The sequence below is a fragment of the Delftia sp. K82 genome, from assembly GCF_002193035.1.
GTDB lineage: Bacteria > Pseudomonadota > Gammaproteobacteria > Burkholderiales > Burkholderiaceae_C > Comamonas > Comamonas acidovorans.
This window is the reverse complement of the sequence record NZ_MYFL01000005.1, coordinates 282,246-301,651: the sequence shown is the minus strand read 5'-3', so window position 1 is coordinate 301,651 and position 19,406 is coordinate 282,246. Positions and strand designations below refer to the sequence as shown.

The window sequence follows — 19,406 nt, the reverse complement described above, 5'->3', positions numbered from 1 at the left end:
CATTGAAACCCGCCACTCTCGACCCATGGAGTGGCGGGCCATGGGCACCACGGCATTCCACCCTCAAATCACCGTGACTCATATATCCTAGGATCATTCTGAAAATTTTCCTCCCCCTTCATTTCCTCCTCCAACTGAATGGCAATCCGCACACAATCGGCATCTCACAACGATGTCTGCGGACGCTTCAAATCCTGGGAGGGGCAATGGCGGAAAGAAGATATACCAGTGCAGGAATGGATGGCTGGCTCAATGTCAGGCGCGAGCCTTCGGGCGCTATTGTTGCGCTGCCGGAGCATATTGCCACCGAGATGGAATCCAGCTCGAATGGGCGCGACCATTTCATCGTCAAGGAGGGCGTCGAAAGTGGCAACAGGTTTTCTGTGAAACAGGGATACCTCCGAAAACAGGCTCCCGCATATCGGCCTGCTGCAATCATTCAATTCATTTTGAGCCGCAAGACCCTGATCTATCCAGGGGGTCGTGTCCGAGCTTTTACAGACGACGAAAATCCTATTAAAACAGGAACGCACCCTGTTCAAATCCCAGATTTCCCACACTCAATAGGGTCTGCATATTTACATAAAACACCCTATGCCAAAAATTGGTTTTTCCTCAACAATGGAAGTGCAACTCCTTTTCGCAACGATAGATACCTGCACCCAGGGCACGAAAGTGCCGGATGCATCACCGTGGATCCGGCGCAATGGAATTCACTTTATCAATATCTAATTCTCTGCAGGAGTGGTGATGGCAAAACTGTTGGCATGGTTTCCGTGGTTCGCTAGCGCCCTGCTTCTCGCTGGATGCTATGCACAAGAAAAAAGTCCAGAAGATCTCCTGGCATCGGAAGAGGTGGGCGATGCTGACTTTGTACGCAACTGGCTTCAAACAAATCGGCATGCAGACCAAACCGCGGCGCAGAACTTCTACCAGCACGGCATGAAAGACTTTCAACGTAAAGCATGGTCTCCCGCCGCCAAATCCTTTGGAACGAGTATGCGACTCTATCCTTCCCCCGAAGCCTTGTATAGATATGTGGACGTCAAACTGCAAATGCTCGCCATGGTCAGAAAGCGAGAGGGCGATATTCAAGAAAAGCTTCCACTGGACATGAACTACGCGCTCAAGCTCTACCGTTCTGCGCTTTCGGCCAACATGGTATTGGGAACATTGTCCGAAGAGGAAAAGACGCGCATTGAAAACCATGTGAGTTGCCTGCAGGCCTATGCAGCGGCTGGCCGTCCCGACATGGACTGCGAGCCGCTGCACTGGTACTACAACGCGGCCCGATGAACACAGGGTCAGAACACTTCCCAGTTCTCACCAGCGCGCTCGGCTGCAGTGCGGGGGCCAGGCACCCGCATTGCCGTGGATGTGGATCTGCTGTCGCCCCGCATGGCGGCCTGCGCCCCGGACTGGCGAGGCAAGCTGTCGGCACCTGAAGGCAGACCACGCATGCCGGAGGCCACGGCGGGCTTCGCGACAGGAGCCTGATCGGCAGGTGAGGACAGCCCGTCCAGCTTGAACAGGCTGACCAGATCGACCAGCCTGGCAGCCTGCGCGTTCAAGCTTGCGGCAGCCGCCGCCGATTCCTCGACCAGGGCCGCATTCTGCTGCGTGACCTGGTCGAGCTGTACGACGGCGTCGCCCACCTGCGCCACACCGTCGGCCTGCTCGGCCGTGGCCGCGCCTATTTCGCCGATCAGGTCGGCAACGCGCTGCGCCTGCTGGACGATGTCCTTCATTGCGGAACCCGTCTCGCTCACCAGGCCCGAGCCCTCGTCCACCTTGGATACGCTCTCGCCTATCAGGGCCTTGATCTCCTTGGCTGCCCCCGCGCTGCGCTGGGCCAGGCTGCGCACTTCGGATGCCACCACGGCAAAGCCGCGCCCCTGCTCGCCCGCCCGCGCTGCCTCCACGGCGGCATTGAGCGCCAGGATGTTGGTCTGGAAGGCAATGGAGTCGATCACGCCGATGATGTCCTCGATCTTCCGGGAACTCGCGGTGATCTGCTCCATGGTGGCTACAACGCGGTCCACGATCTTGCCGCCGCCGGTGGCGGCCTGGCTCGACGATGCGGCCAGCTGGGTGGCGGTACGCACCGTATCGGCATTGAGCTTGACGGTGGCGTTCATCTCCTCCATGGAGGCGGCGGTCTGCTCCAGATTGCTGGCCTGCTCTTCCGTGCGCTGGCTCAGGTCCGCATTGCCCGAGGCAATCTGGCTGGCGCCGGTCGCAATGGATTCGCTGCTTTGCCGCACATCGGCGACCACGCGCGCCAAGCCGGCCCTCATATCCTCCATGGCGCGCAGCAGGCTGGAGGTGTCTCCGGGCGCCAATTGCACCCGCACGGACAAATCGCCCTGCGCGATCTGGCGCGCCACCCCGGCGGCATAGGAGGGCTCTCCGCCCAATTGCTGCTTGACCGTCCTGGTGATCATCCAGGCCACCAGACCGCCCAGCGCGGCGGCCAGCAGCGTCAGCACCAGCATGGCCACGCCGTCTTCGGCCACGCGGCGCAGGGAGCCGTCCACCGTGGCCTGCGTCTGTGCCTTCTGGTAATCGACCAGTGCCTCGACCGCATCGAAATAGGTCGTCTGCAAGGAGCGCAGGCGCCCCATGATCAGATCCCTGGCGGCATCGCCCTGGTTGGCCAGGCCCAGGTCCCCGGCCTGGCGCATGGTCTCCACGAAAGGCTGGCGCGCCTGCCGTATGTCGGCAAAGAGCCGGCGCGCCTGCTCGGTCTGCAGGCGCTGGTCCAACTCCTTCATGACCAGGCCGTTCCTGGCAACCACCTCATCCAGCCGGCGGCTCTCCTCGGCCATCTGCGCCGGATCGGTGATCAGCGCCAGATTGCGCACCACCCGCGCCGACACATTGGCGTTGTCCTTGAGCGATTGCAGCCGGGCCAGATTGCCCATGCGGTCCTCGGCCAGCACGCGCAGCTGCTCGCCCTGGTCATGCAACTTCATCCAGCCGAAGGCCGCCACGCATACGCAAACCACGATCACCGCGAAAAAACCCATGCCCAGCATGGTTCCCAACTTCATACGCCTCAGAAAACCCACGTCGCTCTCCCTCGAACCACCTAAGCAAACCGGCCAGACTGCTGGCACGGAAGAAACACATTCAGGAACAAATTTGACAATTTGAATCAACTGAATCGCCTTCCCAAACCCTGCACATCCAGTAGGACAGAGCCTTGCCGACATGCAGGCATCGGGCTGCCAGCGGTCGTGATCGGAGGCAGTGGGCGCATGGATATCCCGCGCACCGACGAGGCCCCGTCATTCCCAGACTGTGCGAGACATTCCTCACAATGGGCGCCGGCATCTGCGCACCCGCAGCTGCTCAACAGCACCTGCATACGGCAGAGCGCCCCACTCCAGGAACTGCAGAGGAGACTCCATGAAACTGCTGAGATTCGGCCCCGAGGGCCAGGAAAAGCCCGGCCTGCTGGATGCCGAAGGCCAGATCCGCGACCTGTCCGCCCTGTTGGACGACTACACGCCCCGCCTGCTGGGCCGCGAGGCGCTGCGGGCCCTGGCCGCCATCGACCCCGCCAGGCTGCCCCTGGTGCAAGGCCCGGTGCGCATCGGCATGCCGTGGAGCGGCATGTCCAAGTTCGTCGCCATCGGCCTGAACTACCGCGACCATGCCGAGGAAGCCGGCATGCCCATTCCCAAGGAGCCCATCCTCTTCGCCAAATGGCCCAGCTGCGCCTGCGGCCCCGACGACGACATCCCCCTGCCCGAGGGCAGCACGCGCATGGACTGGGAGGTGGAACTGGGCATCGTCATCGGCGAGCGCGCGCGCAATGTGTCCGTGGCCGATGCGCTGGAGCATGTGGCCGGCTACTGCCTTGCCAACGATGTGTCCGAGCGCGAATACCAGATCGACCGCAGCGGTGGCCAATGGAGCAAGGGCAAGGGCTTCGACCGCTTCGGCCCCATCGGCCCCTGGCTGGTCACGCGCGACGAAGTGCCCGATCCGCAGGCCCTGCAGCTATGGCTGGATGTGAACGGGGAGCGCCGCCAGAGCGGCAGCACGCGCACCATGATCTTTGGCTGCGCCGAACTCATCAGCCACTGCAGCCGCGTGATGACGCTGGAGCCCGGCGACCTCATCATCACAGGCACGCCCCCGGGAGTCGGGATGGGCATGAAGCCGCCGCGCTATCTGAAGTCTGGCGATGTGATGGAGCTGGGGATCGAGGGGCTGGGCGTGCAGAGGCAGCGAGTGGTGTAGATCCACAAAAAAGCGGCTTCAAAAAGCCGCTTTATTTTTGAGCTGAACCAGCGCTCAGCTGCCCGCCACCTTCATGCGGTTGATCAGGATCGAGCCCACGGTCTTGGCGCCGTAATTGTAGGCATCTGCGCCCACGGCCTCGATGCCCTTGAGCATGTCCTTGAGGTTGCCGGCGATGGTGATCTCATGCACGGGGAAGGCGATTTCGCCGTTCTCCACCCAGAAGCCGCTGACACCGCGCGAGTAGTCGCCGGTCACGTAGTTCACGCCCTGGCCCATGAGTTCGATCACGAACAGGCCCGTGCCCAGCTTCTTGAGCATGGCGGGCAGGTCGTCGCCGGCCTTGGTGCGGCGCGAGGTCATGACCAGGTTGTGCGATCCGCCAGCATTGCCGGTGGTCTTCATGCCCAGCTTGCGGGCCGAGTAGCTGGACAGGAAGTAGCCCTCGACGCGGCCGGCATCCACCACCTTGCGGGCCTGCACGCGCACGCCTTCCTCGTCGAAGGGCGAGCTGCCCTTGCCGCCGAGGATGAAGGGGTCTTCCGTGATGTCGATGTGCTTGGGGAAGACGGGCTTGCCCAGCGAGTCGAGCAGGAAGGTGCTGCGGCGGTACAGCGCGCCGCCGCTGACGGCCTGCACGAAGCTGCCCAGCAGGCCTGCGGCCAGCGTGGACTCGAACAGCACCGGGCATTCGGTGGTCGGGATCTTGCGGCTGCCCAGGCGGCTCAGGGCGCGCTGGGCGGCGTAGCGGCCCACGGCTTCGGGCGAGGCCAGGTCGGCCGCGTTGCGCATGGAGCTGTACCAGGCGTCGCGCTGCATCTCGCCATTGCGCCCGGGCAGCGAGGCGATGGGCGCCACCGACAGGCTGTGGCGCGAGCTGGCGTAGCCGCCACGGAAACCATTGGTGTGGGCGCTGAAGAAATGGCTTTGCTGGGCCGAGACGCCCGCGCCTTCGCTGTTGGTGATGCGCTTGTGCGTGCGCAGCGCGGCTTCCTCGCATTGCAGCGCCAGTTCGGCCGCAGCCTCGCTGGTGAGGTCCCAGGGGTGGAACAGCTGCAGGTCGCGGTGGGTGCCGGGCTGGGCGATGTCGGCCGCATCGGGCAGGCCGGCCATGGGATCTTCGGCCGTGAAGCGTGCGATGTCGTAGGCGGCCTGCACGGTCTGCTGGATGGCGGCATCCGAGAAGTCGGAGGTGCTGGCGTTGCCACGGCGGTTGCCCAGGTAGACGGTCACGCCCAGCGACTTGTCGCGGTTGCGCTCCACGGTCTCCAAAGCCCCCTTGCGCACGCTCACGCTCAGGCCGCAGCCCTCGGAAGCCTCGGCCCCGGCGTTGGTGGCGCCGAGCTTCTTGGCGTGGACCAGGGCACGGTCCACCAAGTCTTCAAAAAACGGTTGGCTGTAGCTGAAGCCGGAATCAGCCTGCGGTTTGGCGGTGCTTGCCGAGCGGGGACGGGGTTTTTTCATAGCGGCGGCTATGATAGCCGCCACTGCAGCGCTCTCCGCGCCGCCACTGCATTTGTCCCCTACCCCATGTCACGCAAACCCAAAAAAGGCTACTACGTCAAAGGTCACTTCGTTGCCGAAGGCAGCGAACTCGACCTGCAGCTCAAGGCCGAACTCAAAGGCACCCCCGACTCCAGCAAGACGGATCTCAAGCGCGAGTCCGACGCCTTGCAGGACCTCGGCAAGGATTTGCTGACGCTGCGCTCCGACCTGTTCAAGCGCCTGCAATTGCCCGACCAGCTGGCCGATGCCCTGGCCGAGGCCAAGCGCATCACCAATTTCGAAGGCAAGCGCCGCCAGATGCAATTCGTCGGCAAGCTCATGCGCAAGCTGGACGAGACCGAGATCGCCGCCGTGCGCGCCGCGCTGGACGAGCAGCACAACGGCTCAGCCGCCGAGAAGATGGCCCTGCACGCCGCCGAGCAATGGCGCGACCGCCTGATTGCCGAGGAATCGGCCCTGTCCATCTGGCTGGACCATTTCCCCGACACCGACACCCAGCAGCTGCGCGCCCTGATCCGCCAGGCCCGCAAGGACATGCCGGGCGCCCATGAGGCCAATGTGCAGGAATCCACCGGCCTGGCCCAGCGCAAGGGCCGCGCCTACCGCGACCTGTTCCAGCTGGTTCGCCAGCAGTTGGGCGGCACGGGCCGCGAGGCTGCCGAGGACGGTGACGGCGCTGGCGAGGAAGCTGACGATGAGTGAACCCGTCCATGACGCTGTGCGCATCGGCATCGTCTCGATCAGCGACCGTGCCAGCAGCGGCGTCTATGAGGACAAGGGCCTGCCGGCCCTGCAGGACTGGCTCACCCGCGCGCTCAGGAACCCCATCACGTTCGAGCCGCGCCTGATCCCCGACGAGCAGGCCGGCATCAGCGCCACGCTGATCGAACTGGTCGATGCAGGCTGCTCCCTGGTGCTGACCACGGGCGGCACCGGCCCCGCTCTGCGCGATGTCACGCCCGAAGCCACCCTGGCCGTGGCCGACAAGGAAATGCCGGGCTTTGGCGAGCAGATGCGCCAGATCAGCCTGGCCTTTGTGCCCACGGCGATTCTGTCGCGCCAGGTGGCGGTGATCCGTGGCAAGAGCCTGATCATCAACCTGCCAGGCCAGCCCAAGGCCATTGCCGAGACTCTGCAAGGCCTGCAAAACCCTGATGGCACGCAAACGGTCAACGGCATCTTTGCGGCCGTGCCCTATTGCGTGGACCTGATCGGCGGGCCCTATCTGGAAACGGATGACAGCGTGTGCAAGGCGTTCCGGCCCAAGAATGCCGTGCGCGCGCCGCGCACTGCTGACTGAGGTCCAGGGCCAGGAGGCCCCTCAGGTGCATCCAACAAGGCAGCCTCAGGGCTGCCTTTTTTGCGGCCGCACGGCCTGACTGTCGCACCGGGGCCACCAAGCCCGTGCTTGCCCCAATGCGGCAGGCCCTTGTCCCTGCCAGCATGGAATCACCCCGGCCCCTGCGCAACAGCAGCGGGCTTTTTCCATCCAAAGCAAGGAGACTTCATGCAGCAACGCCCCAAGACATCGCTGATGACACCGCTGGCCCTGGCACTGTGCGCCGCCGCACTGGCAACGCCGGCCCTGGCGCAGCAGGACAAGGTTCGGATCGGCTTCATCACCGACATGTCCAGTCTCTATGCCGATGTCGAGGGCAAGAACGGCGCCGTGGCGATACAGATGGCCATCGACGACTACGGCGGCAAGCTGCTGGGCAAGCCCATCGAGCTGCTGACGGCCGACCACCAGAACAAGGCCGACATTGCCGCCAGCAAGGCGCGCGAGTGGATTGACACGCAGGGCATCAGCCTGGTGTTTGGCGGCACGAACTCGGCCACGGCCCTGTCCATGGCCAAGGTGGCGCAGGAGAAAAAGCGTGTCTTCATCGACAACGGCGCGGGCAGCTCGGCGCTGACCAACGAGCAGTGCAGCCCCTACACCGTGCACTACGCCTTCGACACCGTGGCCCTGGCCAAGGGCACGGGCGCGGCCGTGGTGGAGGCCGGCGGCAAGAGCTGGTACTTCGTGACGGCCGACTATGCCTTCGGCCATGCGCTGGAGGCGGACACCACCAAGATAATCGAGGCGCGCGGCGGCAAGGTGCTGGGCTCGGTCAAGACGCCGCTGAACGCCAGCGACTTCTCCAGCTTCATGCTGCAGGCGCAGAACTCCAAGGCCCAGATCCTGGGCCTGGCCAATGCGGGTGGCGACACCATCAACTCCATCAAGGCCGCGCGCGAGTTCGGCGTGACCAAGGACATGAAGCTGGCCGGCCTGCTGGTGTTCTTCACCGACGTGCACAGCCTGGGCCTGAAGAACACCCAGGGCATGCAGTTCACCACCAGCTGGTACTGGGACATGAACGATGCCTCGCGCAAGTTCGCCGATGCCTTCATGGCCAAGACCCAGCGCCGCCCCAGCGAGATCCAGGCGGCCGACTACTCGGCCACCATGAACTGGCTCAAGGCGGTGGAGAAGGCCGGCACGCTGGACGCCGACAAGGTCATGGCCACCTGGCGCGGCATGAAGATGGACGACTTCTTCGGCAGTGGCTACCTGCGCGAGGACGGCCGCTACGTGCACGACATGTACCTGATGGAAGTGAAATCCCCCGCCGAATCCAAGGGCACCTGGGACTACTACAAGCTGGTCAAGAAGCTGCCTGCCGAGCAGGTCTGGACCACCAAGGCCGAGAGCAAGTGCCAATATTGGCGCTGAACTGGCGCTGAACTTGCGGTGAGCCGGGGGGCAGCCCGGCTGCTCCCTCCCCTCGCTTTTCTCCACTGAATCTCCATGCCTTGGTCAATGCCGGGACATCGAACCGCGCCAGACTGGTAAGTTCGAGCATTGGGCGCGGCGCCGGGCAGGAACTTCTTCCCCTGCGGCCGACCGCGCGGCAGGGGAAGAATGAAGTTCAATCGCAAGTGGACCATTGGCGCCGTGGTGGGTGCCTGCATCATCGCCGGGGGCGCACTGTGGAAGGCCAGCGCCAAGCCCGCCACCCGGTACGCGACGGCCGCCGTCACCGTGGGCAACCTGGAGCAGACCGTGCTGGCCGTAGGCCGGCTGCATGCCAAGGAGCTGGTTGCCGTGGGCGCCCAGGTCTCCGGACAGGTCAAGCGCCTGCATGTGGAACTGGGCCAGCAGGTCAAGGCCGGCGACCTGATCGCCGAAGTCGATGCCCAGCCGCAGCGCATCAAGCTGCGCAATGCAGAGGCGTCCGTCACCGCCTTGCAGGCCCAGCTGGCCGCGCGGCGCGCGGCCCTCGTCCAGGCCCAGCTCACCTTCCAGCGCCAGCAGGAACTGCTGCAGGCCGACGCCACCTCGCGCGCCGACCATGAGGCCGCCAAGGCGGCGCTGGACACGGCACAGGCCGAGGTCGGCGCCCTGCAGGCCCAGATCGAGCAGGCACGCACCCAGGTGGAGACCGAGCGCATCAACCTGGGCTACACCCGCATCGTCGCGCCCATGGACGGCGTGATCGTGGCCGTGGTCACCAAGCAGGGCCAGACCCTGAACTCCTTCCAGACCACGCCCACCATCGTCATGCTGGCCAAGCTCGACGTGATGACCGTGCGTGCCGAGATTGCCGAGGCCGACGTGGACAAGATCCAGCTCGGCCAGACCGCATGGTTCACCACGCTGGGCAGCAACCGCCAAAAACACATGGCGAAGATAGAGCGCATCGAGCCCGCACCGACCTCCATCGTCAATGACGCGGGCGGCGGCGCCTCGCCCGCTGCGGCCACGCCCGCCGCCAAGGCCATCTACTACAACGCCCAGTTCGACGTACCCAACCCGGACGGCAAGCTGCGCCCCTCCATGACCGCCCAGGTCACCGTGCGCGTGGCCCAGGCCGACAAGGCCGTGCTGGTGCCGGCCGCCGCACTGGGCAGCCGGGCAGAGGACGACAGCTACACCGTGCGCGTGCGCGACGGCGAAGGCAAGGTCGCCGAGCGCAAGGTGCGCATCGGCCTGCGCACCAATGCCCAGGCCCAGGTGCTGTCGGGCCTGGAGGCAGGCGAGCAGGTGGTGATCGGCGAGGCGGGCCCGAGCAACGCCCCCGCCGCCGACCCCATGGGAATGTGAGCATGGACCAGCCATTGCTGCAAATGCGGGGACTGCGCAGGGAGTTCCCCGCCGGTGACACCACGGTCGCCGTGCTCAAGGACATCGACCTGACCATCGAGGCCGGCGAGATGGTGGCCATCGTCGGCGCCTCGGGCTCGGGCAAGTCCACGCTGATGAACATCCTCGGCTGCCTGGACCATCCGACCTCGGGCAGCTACCGCATCGCCGGCCGCGAGACCGGCGAGCTGGGCCCCGATGCGCTGGCCGCGCTGCGGCGCGAGCATTTCGGCTTCATCTTCCAGCGCTATCACCTGCTGGCCGACCTCACGGCCCAGGGCAATGTGGAACTGCCATCGGTCTACGCCGGCACGGCGCCCACGGACCGCCATGCGCGCTCGGCCGCCCTGCTCGAACGCCTGGGCCTGGCCGACCGCATGCAGCACCGGCCGGGCCAGCTGTCGGGCGGGCAGCAGCAGCGCGTGTCCATCGCCCGCGCGCTGATGAACGGCGGCGCCGTCATCCTGGCCGACGAGCCCACGGGCGCGCTGGACAAGGCCAGCGGCGAGCAGGTCATGCGCATCCTGCAGGAGCTGCATGCCGACGGCCACACCATCATCCTGGTCACGCACGACATGGCCGTGGCGGCCCACGCCTCGCGCGTGATCGAGATCAGCGACGGCGCCATCATCGCGGACCGGCGCAGCGCCCCGCATGAAAGCAAGCCCCCGCTGGAGGCCACAGCCGCCCCGCGCGCCGCCTCCTGGCGCATGTTCGGCGACCGCTTCGGCGAAGCGCTGCGCATGGCGCTGCGGGCCATGAACGCGCACCGCCTGCGCACCTTCCTGACCATGCTGGGCATCATCATCGGCATCTCTGCCGTGGTCTCGGTGGTGGCGCTGGGGCGCGGTGCGCAGCAGCAGGTGATGAACCAGATCAGCGAGCTGGGCACGAACACGCTGGACATCTTCCCCGGCAAGGACTTCGGCGACACGCGCGCCGCCGCCATCGAGACCCTGGTTGCCGCCGATGCCCAGGCCCTGGCCGAGCAGCCCTACGTGGACAGCGCCACGCCCAATGTGTCGGTCAGCGTCACGGCGCTGTACCGCGAGAACGCGGCCATGGCCCAGGTGACGGGCGTGGGCTTCGAGCACTTCCGGGTGAAGGGCCTGCGCCTGGCGTCAGGGCGGTTCTTCGACCAGCGCGACGTGGACCTGCACGCCCAGGTCGCGGTCATCGACCAGAAGACCGCCACCGCGCTCTTCCCCGGCAACCCCAGCCCGCTGGGCGAGGTGGTGATGCTGGGCGAGATGCCCGTGGAGATCGTGGGCGTGCTGCGCCCCGCGCAAAACAGCTTCGGCGGCTCCACGCCCACCTTCTTCGTGCCCTACACAGCGGCCGCCACGCGCCTGGTCGGCAAGTACCACCTGGACAGCATCACTCTGCGCATCAAGGACGAGGTGCCGGCCGAGATCGCACTGAAGGCGGCCACCAGCCTGCTCACGGAACGCCACGGCACCAAGGACTTCTTCGTCTGGAACTCCGACCAGATCCGCCAGGCCATCACGCGCACCAGCACCACGCTGACGCTGCTGGTCTCTGCCATCGCCATGATCGCGCTGCTGGTGGGCGGCATCGGCGTGATGAACATCATGCTGGTGTCGGTGACCGAGCGCACGCGCGAGATCGGCGTGCGCATGGCCATCGGCGCGCGCCAGTCGGACATCCTTCAGCAGTTCCTGATCGAGGCCGTGCTGGTCTGCATCGTGGGCGGCATCCTGGGTGTCTCTCTGGCGCTGGGCCTGGGCCTGGCAGTGAGCCTGTCGGGCTCCAGCTTCCAGCTGTCGTTCTCGGCCGCCTCCATCGTGCTGGCCGTCGCCTGCTCCTCGCTCATAGGCATCACCTTCGGCTTCCTGCCCGCGCGCAGCGCGGCGCGCCTGGACCCCGTCCAGGCCCTCTCCAGAGATTGACATGCATATGCTCAAGACCAGCGCGCTGGCATGCGCCGTGGCCCTTTCCGGCTGCGGCGCCATCACGCGCACCCCCTACGAAGCGCCCCAGGTGGCGCTGCCCGCGCAGTTCGAACATGCGCAGGCATCGTCCCCGGCAGCCACGTCCATGCCCGATGCCTGGTGGCGCGGCTTCGGCGATCCGCGGCTCGATGCCTGGATTGACCTGGCGCTGGCGCGCAACCCTGACATGGCCACGGCCGGCATCCGCGTGCGGCGTGCCGCGCTGCAGGCGCAACTGGCAGGCCATGCGCTGCTGCCCCAGCCCAGCGGCAGCGCAGGCACGGGCGCCAGCCGCCCGCTGTCGGGCAGCCAGCGCAGCACCCTGGAGAACGCCAGCGCCACACTGGGCGTGGCCTGGGAGCTGGACCTGTTCGACCGGCTGGGCGCGCAGCGCGATGCCGCCGTCTTCGAAGCACAGGCCAGCGTGCAGGACAAGGATGCCGTGGCGCTGTCGCTGACCACCACCACGGCCAGCCTGTACTGGCAACTGGCGCTGGCCAACGAGCGCCTGGACATGTCACGCCAAAGCCTGGAGTACGTGCGCCGCACGATCGACCTGGTGCAGGCCCAGTACCGCAGCGGCGCAGTGTCCGGCCTGGAGCTGCGCGAGGCCCGGCAGGCCCTGGCCGAGCAGCAGGCCCTGCTGAGCCAATACACCCAGGCCCGCGCCGAACTGCGCCAGGCATTGGCCGAATTGCTGCAGGGCGCCGAGCCGCCCGGTGGCGAGCCCCTGGCGCTGCCCGTGGCCGACCTGCCCACCGTGCAGCCAGGCCTGCCCGCCGACCTGCTGGGACGCCGCCCCGACCTGCGCGCCGCCGAACTGCGGCTGCGCGGCGCCCTGGCCGGCAGCGATGCCACGGCCGCCAGCTACTACCCCCGGCTATCGCTCACCGGCAGCCTGGGCACCTCCAGCAGCACCCTGCTCGATGTGCTGGCCAACCCCGTGGCGGCCCTGGGCGCCAACCTGGCCCTGCCTTTTCTCAATGTGCGCGAGATGCGGCTGAACACCGCCATTGCACGCAGCCAGTACGAAGAGGCGGTGGTCAACTTCCGCAAAACGCTGTACGCCGCGTTGGCCGAAACGGAAAAATCCCTGTCCGCCCGCACCGAACTGGCCCGCCAGGAAGAGGCTCAGCAGCGCGCCACGCAGGAATCCGTGGAAATCACGCGGCTGTACGAGGCGCGCTACCGCGCCGGCCAGGTGCCGCTGCGCACTTGGCTGGACGCCCAGGAGCGCCGCCGCGCAGCGCAGCTGGCCCTGTCCGCGCTGCACCTGGCACGCCTGCAGAACCAGCTCACGCTGCACAAGGCCCTAGGCGGAGGGTGGCCGGCTTCCTGAAGCCACCACCCAGGGTCCGCCAGAGTCAGAACGAATGCGCCATGCCCACGTAGAAGCCGGTCTGGCTGCCGCCCGGCGCCGGGTTGTTGTTGGTGGTCTCCACCGAGAAGTTCGCATTGCCGCCATTGCGCACATTGCCCACGCTGGCGTACAGCAGCGTGCGCCTGGACAGCGCGTAGTCGGCGCCTGCCATGAACAGGTTGGCGCTGCCGCCGCCGTTGTTGACCGTGGTGCGGTAGCCCGCCCCGATCAGCGTCAGCGGGCCTGACACCTTGTAGCGCGCGCCCATCCAGTACTGCCGCGCCTTGTTGGGCACGCCAGCCGCGCTGTCGGGCGCGGACAGCTGCTCATAGCCCGCGAACAGCTTGAGCGCGGACAGCGTCACCGTGCCGCCCAGCGTCAGGTTGCGGGAGGTGGTGTAGAGATCGCTGAAGCGGCCATTGGCATCGCGGGCCACATCGTAGATGGCGCGCAACTCGAACGTGGGCGCGGTATAGGACACGGACAGCGCATCCTTGCGCAGCCGCGATGCGCCCTGCGGCTGCTCGCCCAGACCGGTCAGCGCCAGCACGCGCAGGCCGCCCCAGCTGGGCGTTTCGTACGAGATCATGTTGTCATGCCCGCCCCAGTTGCGCCCCCGCACCAGCGTGGCCGAGCCGATGAACTGCTGGCCCGTGGGGTCCAGCGCCCAGTGCGCATCCGAGATCGACAGGTCCTTGCCCAGCTTCAGCGTGCCCCAGCCGCTGCGCAGGCCCACGAAGGTGCGGCGGTTGAAGAAACCTGCGCCGTTGAACCTGGCATCGTCGATGCTGAAGCCCGACTCCAGCGTGAACAGCGCATGCAGCCCGCCGCCCAGGTCCTCCTCCCCCTTGAAACCCAGCATGCTCGTGCCCCACTGGTTGCCCACCGCCCGCCACAGATTGCCAGAGCCCCCCGTGGCCGGGTCGTACACATTGCTCTGGTAGTCCACCCCCGCGACCACACGCCCATAGAGCGTGACCGAACTCTGGGCCTGGGCCGCCAGGGCCGTGCCCAATGCAAGCGCCGTGCCCAGCCATTGAATGGTTCTTCTAGCCATGTCGTCTCCTCCTCCCGATTGCCAGTTGGCGAAAGCCCTCGCCACGAGGGCCAGGGCGTACTGAAATCCTTGCCGGCCACGCGTGAAAACTGCGGCCGTGCAGTCAGCGCGTTCTTGTTCTTGTGCCTGCGAAGCCTGCGGGGCAACGCCGGTAACGGCTGGCCATGGAATTCTCGGTGGGAGAAGGTGGCTGGAGATAAACGATTCGGCGACGGACTGATCCTCAGCCATCACGGACCGCTAGGTGTTTTCCCAAGGAAAGGCCGCCGCGCCATCCACGGCGGCCACCGGGCCGCGCATTGCACGCAGCCCGGACCGGCTCAATGCCGCGCGATCAACGCGCCGTCGTATCGCTGCTGGCCGCCACGATGGGGATATAGAACTCCCCGCCCGCACGGTTGAATTCCTCGGCCTTGGCCTGCATTCCGGCGGCAATGCCTTCCTGCTCGGCAACGCCCTTGGCAGCGGCGAATTCGCGCACTTCCTGGGTGATCTTCATGGAGCAGAACTTGGGGCCGCACATGGAGCAGAAGTGCGCCACCTTGGCGCTGTCCTTGGGCAGGGTTTCGTCGTGGTAGGCCTGGGCGGTGTCGGGGTCCAGGCCCAGGTTGAACTGGTCCTGCCAGCGGAAGTCGAAGCGGGCCTGGCTCAGCGCGTCGTCGCGGGCGCGGGCGCCGGGGTGGCCCTTGGCGACGTCGGCCGCGTGGGCCGCGATCTTGTACGCGATGATGCCCTGCTTGACGTCGTCGCGGTCGGGCAGGCCCAGGTGTTCCTTGGGCGTGACGTAGCACAGCATGGCGGTGCCGAACCAGCCGATCATGGCCGCGCCGATGGCGCTGGCGATGTGGTCGTAGCCGGGGGCGATGTCGATGGTCAGCGGGCCCAGGGTGTAGAACGGCGCCTCGTGGCAGTGCTTGAGCTGCTCGGTCATGTTGGCCTGGATCATGTGCATGGGCACATGGCCGGGGCCTTCGATCATGGTCTGCACGTCGTGCTTCCAGGCCAGCTGGGTCAGCTCGCCCAGGGTCTTGAGTTCGGCGAACTGGGCCTCGTCATTGGCGTCCGAGGCGCTGCCGGGGCGCAGGCCGTCGCCCAGCGAGAAGCTGACGTCGTACTGCTTCATGATGTCGCAGATGTCCTCGAAGTGCTCGTACAGGAAGCTCTCGCGGTGGTGGGCCATGCACCACTTGGCCATGATGGAGCCCCCGCGCGAGACGATGCCCGTGCGGCGCTGGGCCGTGAGGTGGATGTAGGCCAGGCGCACGCCGGCGTGGATGGTGAAGTAGTCCACGCCCTGCTCGGCCTGCTCGATCAGGGTGTCGCGGAAGATGGGCCAGGTCAGGTCCTCGGCGATGCCGCCCACTTTCTCCAGCGCCTGGTAGATGGGCACGGTGCCGATGGGCACGGGCGAGTTGCGGATGATCCAGTCGCGCGTGGTGTGGATGTTCTTGCCGGTGGACAGGTCCATCACGTTGTCCGCGCCCCAGCGGATGGCCCAGACCAGCTTCTCGACCTCTTCCTCGATGCTGGAGGTGACGGCCGAGTTGCCGATGTTGGCGTTGATCTTGACCTTGAAGTTGCGCCCGATGGCCATGGGCTCGATCTCGGGGTGGTTGATGTTGGCCGGGATGATGGCGCGGCCGCGCGCCACTTCGTCGCGCACGAACTCGGGCGTGATGATCTTGGGGATGGCGGCGCCCAGGCCGTTGCCGGCCAGGCGCGCCTCGCGCGCGGCGTCCTGCTGGTACTCGGCCATCCATTCGCGGCGGCCGTTCTCGCGCAGGGCCACGTATTCCATCTCGGGCGTGATGATGCCCTTGCGCGCGTAGTGCATCTGTGTGACGTTTCCGCCGCTCTTGGCGCGGCGCGGTTGGCGCTGCAGCGATGCGGCCTCGGCCCGCAGGCGGGCCACGCGCTCGTCTTCCTCGCCGCGCTTGCCGCCGTCGTCCAGGGCCTGGCGCAGGCGGCCGGCGTAGTACTCGCTGTCGCCGCGCGACTCGATCCAGGCATTGCGCACGCCTGGCAGGCCGCTGCGCACGTCGATGGCCACGGCCGGGTCAGTGTAGGGGCCCGAGGTGTCATAGACGCTGACCTGCTCGCCATTGGTCAGCTGGATATCGCGCACGGGCACGTTGAGGCCGCTGTGCAGGCTGCCTTGCAGATAGCTCTTGGTGGAGGCCGGGAACGGCTTGCGCGACTGCGCCAGCAGGTCGGAAAAACGCTGTGCGTCTGGAGCTTCGCCGGCTGCGGGGGTGAAGATGGAATCGGGAGCGTTCATGTCGGGTTCCTTGCGTTCAAAGCGTCGATCAACAACGCTCCGGGAACCGGACACTCCTTGGGCTGTGCCAAAGGCCGCGCACCGGGCTATGCCAGTGTGGGCCTGCCAGGGCCGTATGGCCTTGGCCCCTGGTTGCCACGCACGCCAAGGCGCACGAGCAGCCTTGGTTGGCAAGGGTCGATGTGCTTCGGATGGTGGCCTGCCAGGCCGTTGCGGCCCTGCGTGTATCCGCCGTGGCGGATTTCCATCCTCTGACTTCGGCCCCGCTTCAGGGTCCCGCTCTTCTTCCGCCGGTATCAACCGGATCAAGTTCGTCGGGTTCGCCGCCTGGCCCATGCAGCGCATGGACCGGTTGGCATCTCAGTGCATCAGCACACCCCGGAGCAGAGCGCAGTATAGGGGATGGCAAGGCGCCCTTGCCCTGCGGGTTTGCCCAGGGGCCTTGAAAGCCCTGCTCAGTCGAAGCCGCGCATCTGCGCCCATTCGGCCACCGGTGCGCGCGTGGCGCGCCAGCCGTTGATGGGTGCTTCCTTGTCCTCGTAGCCCAGCGCAATGCCGAAGGCCACGTGGTAGCCCTCGGGCAGCGCCAGCGCCTGGGTCACGGCATCGTTGTAGCGGCGCCAGAAGCCCTGGGCGCAGGTGGCCAGGCCATTGGCGCAGGCCAGCAGCATGAAGGACTGCAGGTAGATGCCCAGGTCCACCCATTGCGGCAGGCCCATGCGCTCGTCCACCGCCACGATCAGGCCCACGGGCGCGCCGAAGAACTGGCCGTTGCGCGCCAGCTGCTCCAGCCGCGCGGGCTTGTCATCGCGCGGAATGCCCAGCGACTGGTACAGCTCCTCGCCATTGGCAAAGCGCCGGCTGCGGTAGGGCTCCCAGAGGTTGGGCGGGTAGGACAGGCCGGGCTGGGCGTCCTGGGGCTCGGCTTCGGCAACGGCGGTCAGCAGTTGCTGCAGCGGCTCGCCCGTCAGCGCCAGCACGCGCCAAGGCTGCAGGTTGCCGCCCGAGGCCGCTTGTGCCGACTGTTCCATCAGGGAGCGCACCAGCGCCGCATCGGGCGACTGGGGCAGGAAGGCGCGCACGGAGCGGCGCGCATGCAAGGCCTGTTCAACGTTCATGCTGGTCGGAGTCTCCGGTCTTCTTGGGGGATCTTGGGGATCTTTGGTGATCTTGTGCAGGCCTACTTGCCCATGATCTGGTCGATCTTGTCCTTCTGGAAGGCCTGCGGGCGCTCGGACTCGCAGGGCACGCAGTCGCCCACCTTGCTGCCGGCCGAGAGCTTGGCAATGGCCTCCCACAGCAGCGCAATCTGCTGCTCGTGCGCGGCCGCGCCATCGCTCAGGCCGCGCATGGCCTGGGCCACGGGGTCCATTTCCTGGGTGATGCCGTAGGCCGTGAACGGCTGGGGCGCGGCAGAGGCCGGGACCTTGATGGACTCGGCCTTGGCCGATGCCAGGTCGTGCTCGGTCACATCGGCGCTGTGGCCGTTCTTGCTGGCGATGATGCGTGCCGGAATGCCCACGGCCGTAGCGCCTGCGGGCACGGGCTTGATGACCACGGCATTGCTGCCGATCTTGGCACCGTCGCCCACCTCGAAGCCGCCCAGCACCTTGGCACCTGCGCTGACCACCACATCGCGGCCCAGCGTGGGATGGCGCTTGGCGCCCTTGTACAGCGAGGTGCCGCCCAGGGTCACGCCGTGGTAGATGGTGCAGCCGTCGCCGACCACGGCCGTCTCGCCGATGACGACGCCCATGCCGTGGTCTATGAAGACGCGTTCGCCGATGACGGCGCCGGGGTGGATCTCGATGCCCGTGAGCCAGCGGCCGATGTGCGAGATGAAGCGCCCCAGCCACTTGAGGCCATGGTTCCAGCACCAGTGCGCCGGGCGCTGCAACCAGATCGCATGCAGACCCGGATAACAGGTGATGACCTCCCAGGTGCTGCGTGCCGCAGGGTCGCGGTCGAGGATGCACTGGATATCGGAGCGCAGGCGGTCAAGCATCTAGGGGCTGGTTATTGTTGACAAGACCGCTCAGTCTAGCGTTTCGGTGGGGTGCTCTGCAGCATGGCCTTCGCAACACCGCGCAGGATGTGGATTTCCTCGGCGGTCAGTTGCGAGCGGTTGAAAAGCTGGTTGAGGCGCGGCATCAGCTTCTTGGGCGCGGCCGGATCGAGAAAGCCGATATGCGCCAGCGCCTGCTCCCAATGGCCCAGCATGCCGGCCACCTGGGCCGCGTCGGCGCGCTGCGGCGCAGGCGTGTGCTCCACCACGGGAAAGCCGCCCAGCGCCTGGCGCCACTCATAGGCCACCACCTGGATGGCCGCCCCCAGGTTCAGCGAGCCGAACTGGGGATTGGACGGAATCGACAGCGCCACATCGCTGCGGTAGACATCGTCGTTGCTCATGCCGAAGCGCTCGCAGCCGAACAGGAAGGCCACGCCGGACTGGTTGCAGCGCGGTGCGGGAGCCGGTGCGGACACGGATGCATCGGTGGGCGGCGCCGCTTCATCGGGCGCATCGGCCTCATCGGGCGCAGCCAGCACATCCAGCGCCCCGCTGAGCAGCAGCTCGAAATGCTGGCGCGGCGTGCGCGTGGGCGGGCCGAAGTCGCGCGGCGTCATGGCCGTGGCGCACAGGTGGCTGATGCCGTCCAGCGCCTCCTCCAGCGTCTCGACCACGCGCGCATTGCCCAATACGTCCAGCGCGCCGCTGGCCCGCTGGATGGTCTCTTCCTTGCGCAGCACGTTGGGCCAGCGCGGGCGCACCAGCACCAGGTCGTCAAAGCCCATGGTCTTCAGGGCGCGGGCGGCGGCGCCCACATTGCCGGCGTGGCTGGTTTCTATGAGTACGAATCGGGTTTTCATTGCGT

16 protein-coding genes and 1 riboswitch are annotated in these 19,406 nt (G+C 66.6%); of the genes, 9 read left to right on the top strand and 7 right to left on the bottom strand.

Annotated features, from left to right (window positions below):
• The first annotated feature begins 236 nt into the window (after positions 1–236).
• Together KDK82_RS32325 and KDK82_RS32320 are read left to right on the top strand one after the other, a co-directional pair.
• Positions 237–788, top strand: a complete 552-nt coding sequence (locus KDK82_RS32325; RefSeq protein WP_143343526.1) for a hypothetical protein — start codon at positions 237–239, stop codon at positions 786–788.
• Positions 751–1,296 carry a hypothetical protein gene (locus KDK82_RS32320; RefSeq protein WP_016453827.1) on the top strand — a complete coding sequence of 182 codons (546 nt, stop codon included), beginning with the start codon at positions 751–753 and terminating at the stop codon, positions 1,294–1,296. The genes KDK82_RS32325 and KDK82_RS32320 overlap by 38 nt, the downstream gene beginning before the upstream one ends.
• 8 nt (positions 1,297–1,304) lie before the next feature.
• Here KDK82_RS32320 and KDK82_RS28200 read toward each other — a convergent pair whose 3' ends face one another.
• Entirely contained in the window at positions 1,305–3,053 is a 1,749-nt protein-coding gene (locus tag KDK82_RS28200) for a methyl-accepting chemotaxis protein (RefSeq protein WP_088166815.1), read from the bottom strand.
• 358 nt (positions 3,054–3,411) lie between these two features.
• Here KDK82_RS28200 and KDK82_RS28195 point away from each other — a divergent pair, with 358 nt between their 5' ends.
• Positions 3,412–4,251, top strand: a complete 840-nt coding sequence (locus KDK82_RS28195) for a fumarylacetoacetate hydrolase family protein (protein WP_088166814.1) — start codon at positions 3,412–3,414, stop codon at positions 4,249–4,251.
• A 54-nt stretch (positions 4,252–4,305) separates the two neighbouring features.
• Here the strand turns inward: KDK82_RS28195 and pmbA are convergent, their stop codons facing one another.
• Positions 4,306–5,715 carry a metalloprotease PmbA gene (gene pmbA, locus KDK82_RS28190; protein ID WP_012204243.1) on the bottom strand — a complete coding sequence of 470 codons (1,410 nt, stop codon included), beginning with the start codon at positions 5,713–5,715 and terminating at the stop codon, positions 4,306–4,308.
• 66 nt (positions 5,716–5,781) lie between these two features.
• Between pmbA and yjgA the strand changes: the two genes are divergently transcribed.
• From yjgA to KDK82_RS28160, 6 genes are all read left to right on the top strand, one after another.
• Entirely contained in the window at positions 5,782–6,459 is a 678-nt protein-coding gene (gene yjgA, locus KDK82_RS28185; protein WP_034391380.1) for a ribosome biogenesis factor YjgA, read from the top strand.
• Positions 6,452–7,057 (top strand): molybdopterin adenylyltransferase, encoded by a 606-nt coding sequence (mog, locus tag KDK82_RS28180; RefSeq protein ID WP_013803515.1) that lies wholly within the window; start codon positions 6,452–6,454, stop codon positions 7,055–7,057. The genes yjgA and mog overlap by 8 nt, the downstream gene beginning before the upstream one ends.
• A gap of 207 nt (positions 7,058–7,264) precedes the next feature.
• Positions 7,265–8,476 carry an ABC transporter substrate-binding protein gene (locus tag KDK82_RS28175; RefSeq protein ID WP_012204238.1) on the top strand — a complete coding sequence of 404 codons (1,212 nt, stop codon included), beginning with the start codon at positions 7,265–7,267 and terminating at the stop codon, positions 8,474–8,476.
• A gap of 189 nt (positions 8,477–8,665) precedes the next feature.
• The gene (locus KDK82_RS28170) at positions 8,666–9,847 is read left to right on the top strand and encodes an efflux RND transporter periplasmic adaptor subunit (RefSeq protein ID WP_088166813.1); all 1,182 of its coding nucleotides are present in this window, start codon (positions 8,666–8,668) and stop codon (positions 9,845–9,847) included.
• A gap of 2 nt (positions 9,848–9,849) precedes the next feature.
• A complete protein-coding gene (locus KDK82_RS28165; RefSeq protein WP_088166812.1) occupies positions 9,850–11,796 on the top strand; it encodes a MacB family efflux pump subunit in 1,947 nt (648 codons plus the stop codon).
• Between the two features lies 1 nt (position 11,797).
• Entirely contained in the window at positions 11,798–13,177 is a 1,380-nt protein-coding gene (locus KDK82_RS28160) for an efflux transporter outer membrane subunit (RefSeq protein WP_088166811.1), read from the top strand.
• Positions 13,178–13,202: 25 nt separating this feature from the next.
• Here the strand turns inward: KDK82_RS28160 and KDK82_RS28155 are convergent, their stop codons facing one another.
• From KDK82_RS28155 to KDK82_RS28135, 5 genes are all read right to left on the bottom strand, one after another.
• Positions 13,203–14,255: a porin gene (locus KDK82_RS28155; protein WP_088166810.1), complete on the bottom strand. Its 1,053-nt coding sequence runs from the start codon at positions 14,253–14,255 to the stop codon at positions 13,203–13,205.
• Between the two features lie 334 nt (positions 14,256–14,589).
• Complete coding sequence (gene thiC / locus KDK82_RS28150) at positions 14,590–16,533, bottom strand: phosphomethylpyrimidine synthase ThiC (protein ID WP_012204233.1); 1,944 nt, start codon at positions 16,531–16,533, stop codon at positions 14,590–14,592.
• 265 nt (positions 16,534–16,798) lie between these two features.
• A riboswitch (TPP riboswitch) is annotated at positions 16,799–16,924 on the bottom strand.
• Positions 16,925–16,988: 64 nt separating this feature from the next.
• On the bottom strand, positions 16,989–17,651 hold the full coding sequence (locus KDK82_RS28145; RefSeq protein WP_013803520.1) for a nitroreductase: 663 nt from the start codon (positions 17,649–17,651) through the stop codon (positions 16,989–16,991).
• A gap of 62 nt (positions 17,652–17,713) precedes the next feature.
• Positions 17,714–18,538 carry a serine O-acetyltransferase gene (cysE, locus tag KDK82_RS28140; protein WP_013803521.1) on the bottom strand — a complete coding sequence of 275 codons (825 nt, stop codon included), beginning with the start codon at positions 18,536–18,538 and terminating at the stop codon, positions 17,714–17,716.
• A 35-nt stretch (positions 18,539–18,573) separates the two neighbouring features.
• Positions 18,574–19,401, bottom strand: a complete 828-nt coding sequence (locus KDK82_RS28135; protein ID WP_088166809.1) for an RNA methyltransferase — start codon at positions 19,399–19,401, stop codon at positions 18,574–18,576.
• Between the last annotated feature and the right edge of the window lie 5 nt (positions 19,402–19,406).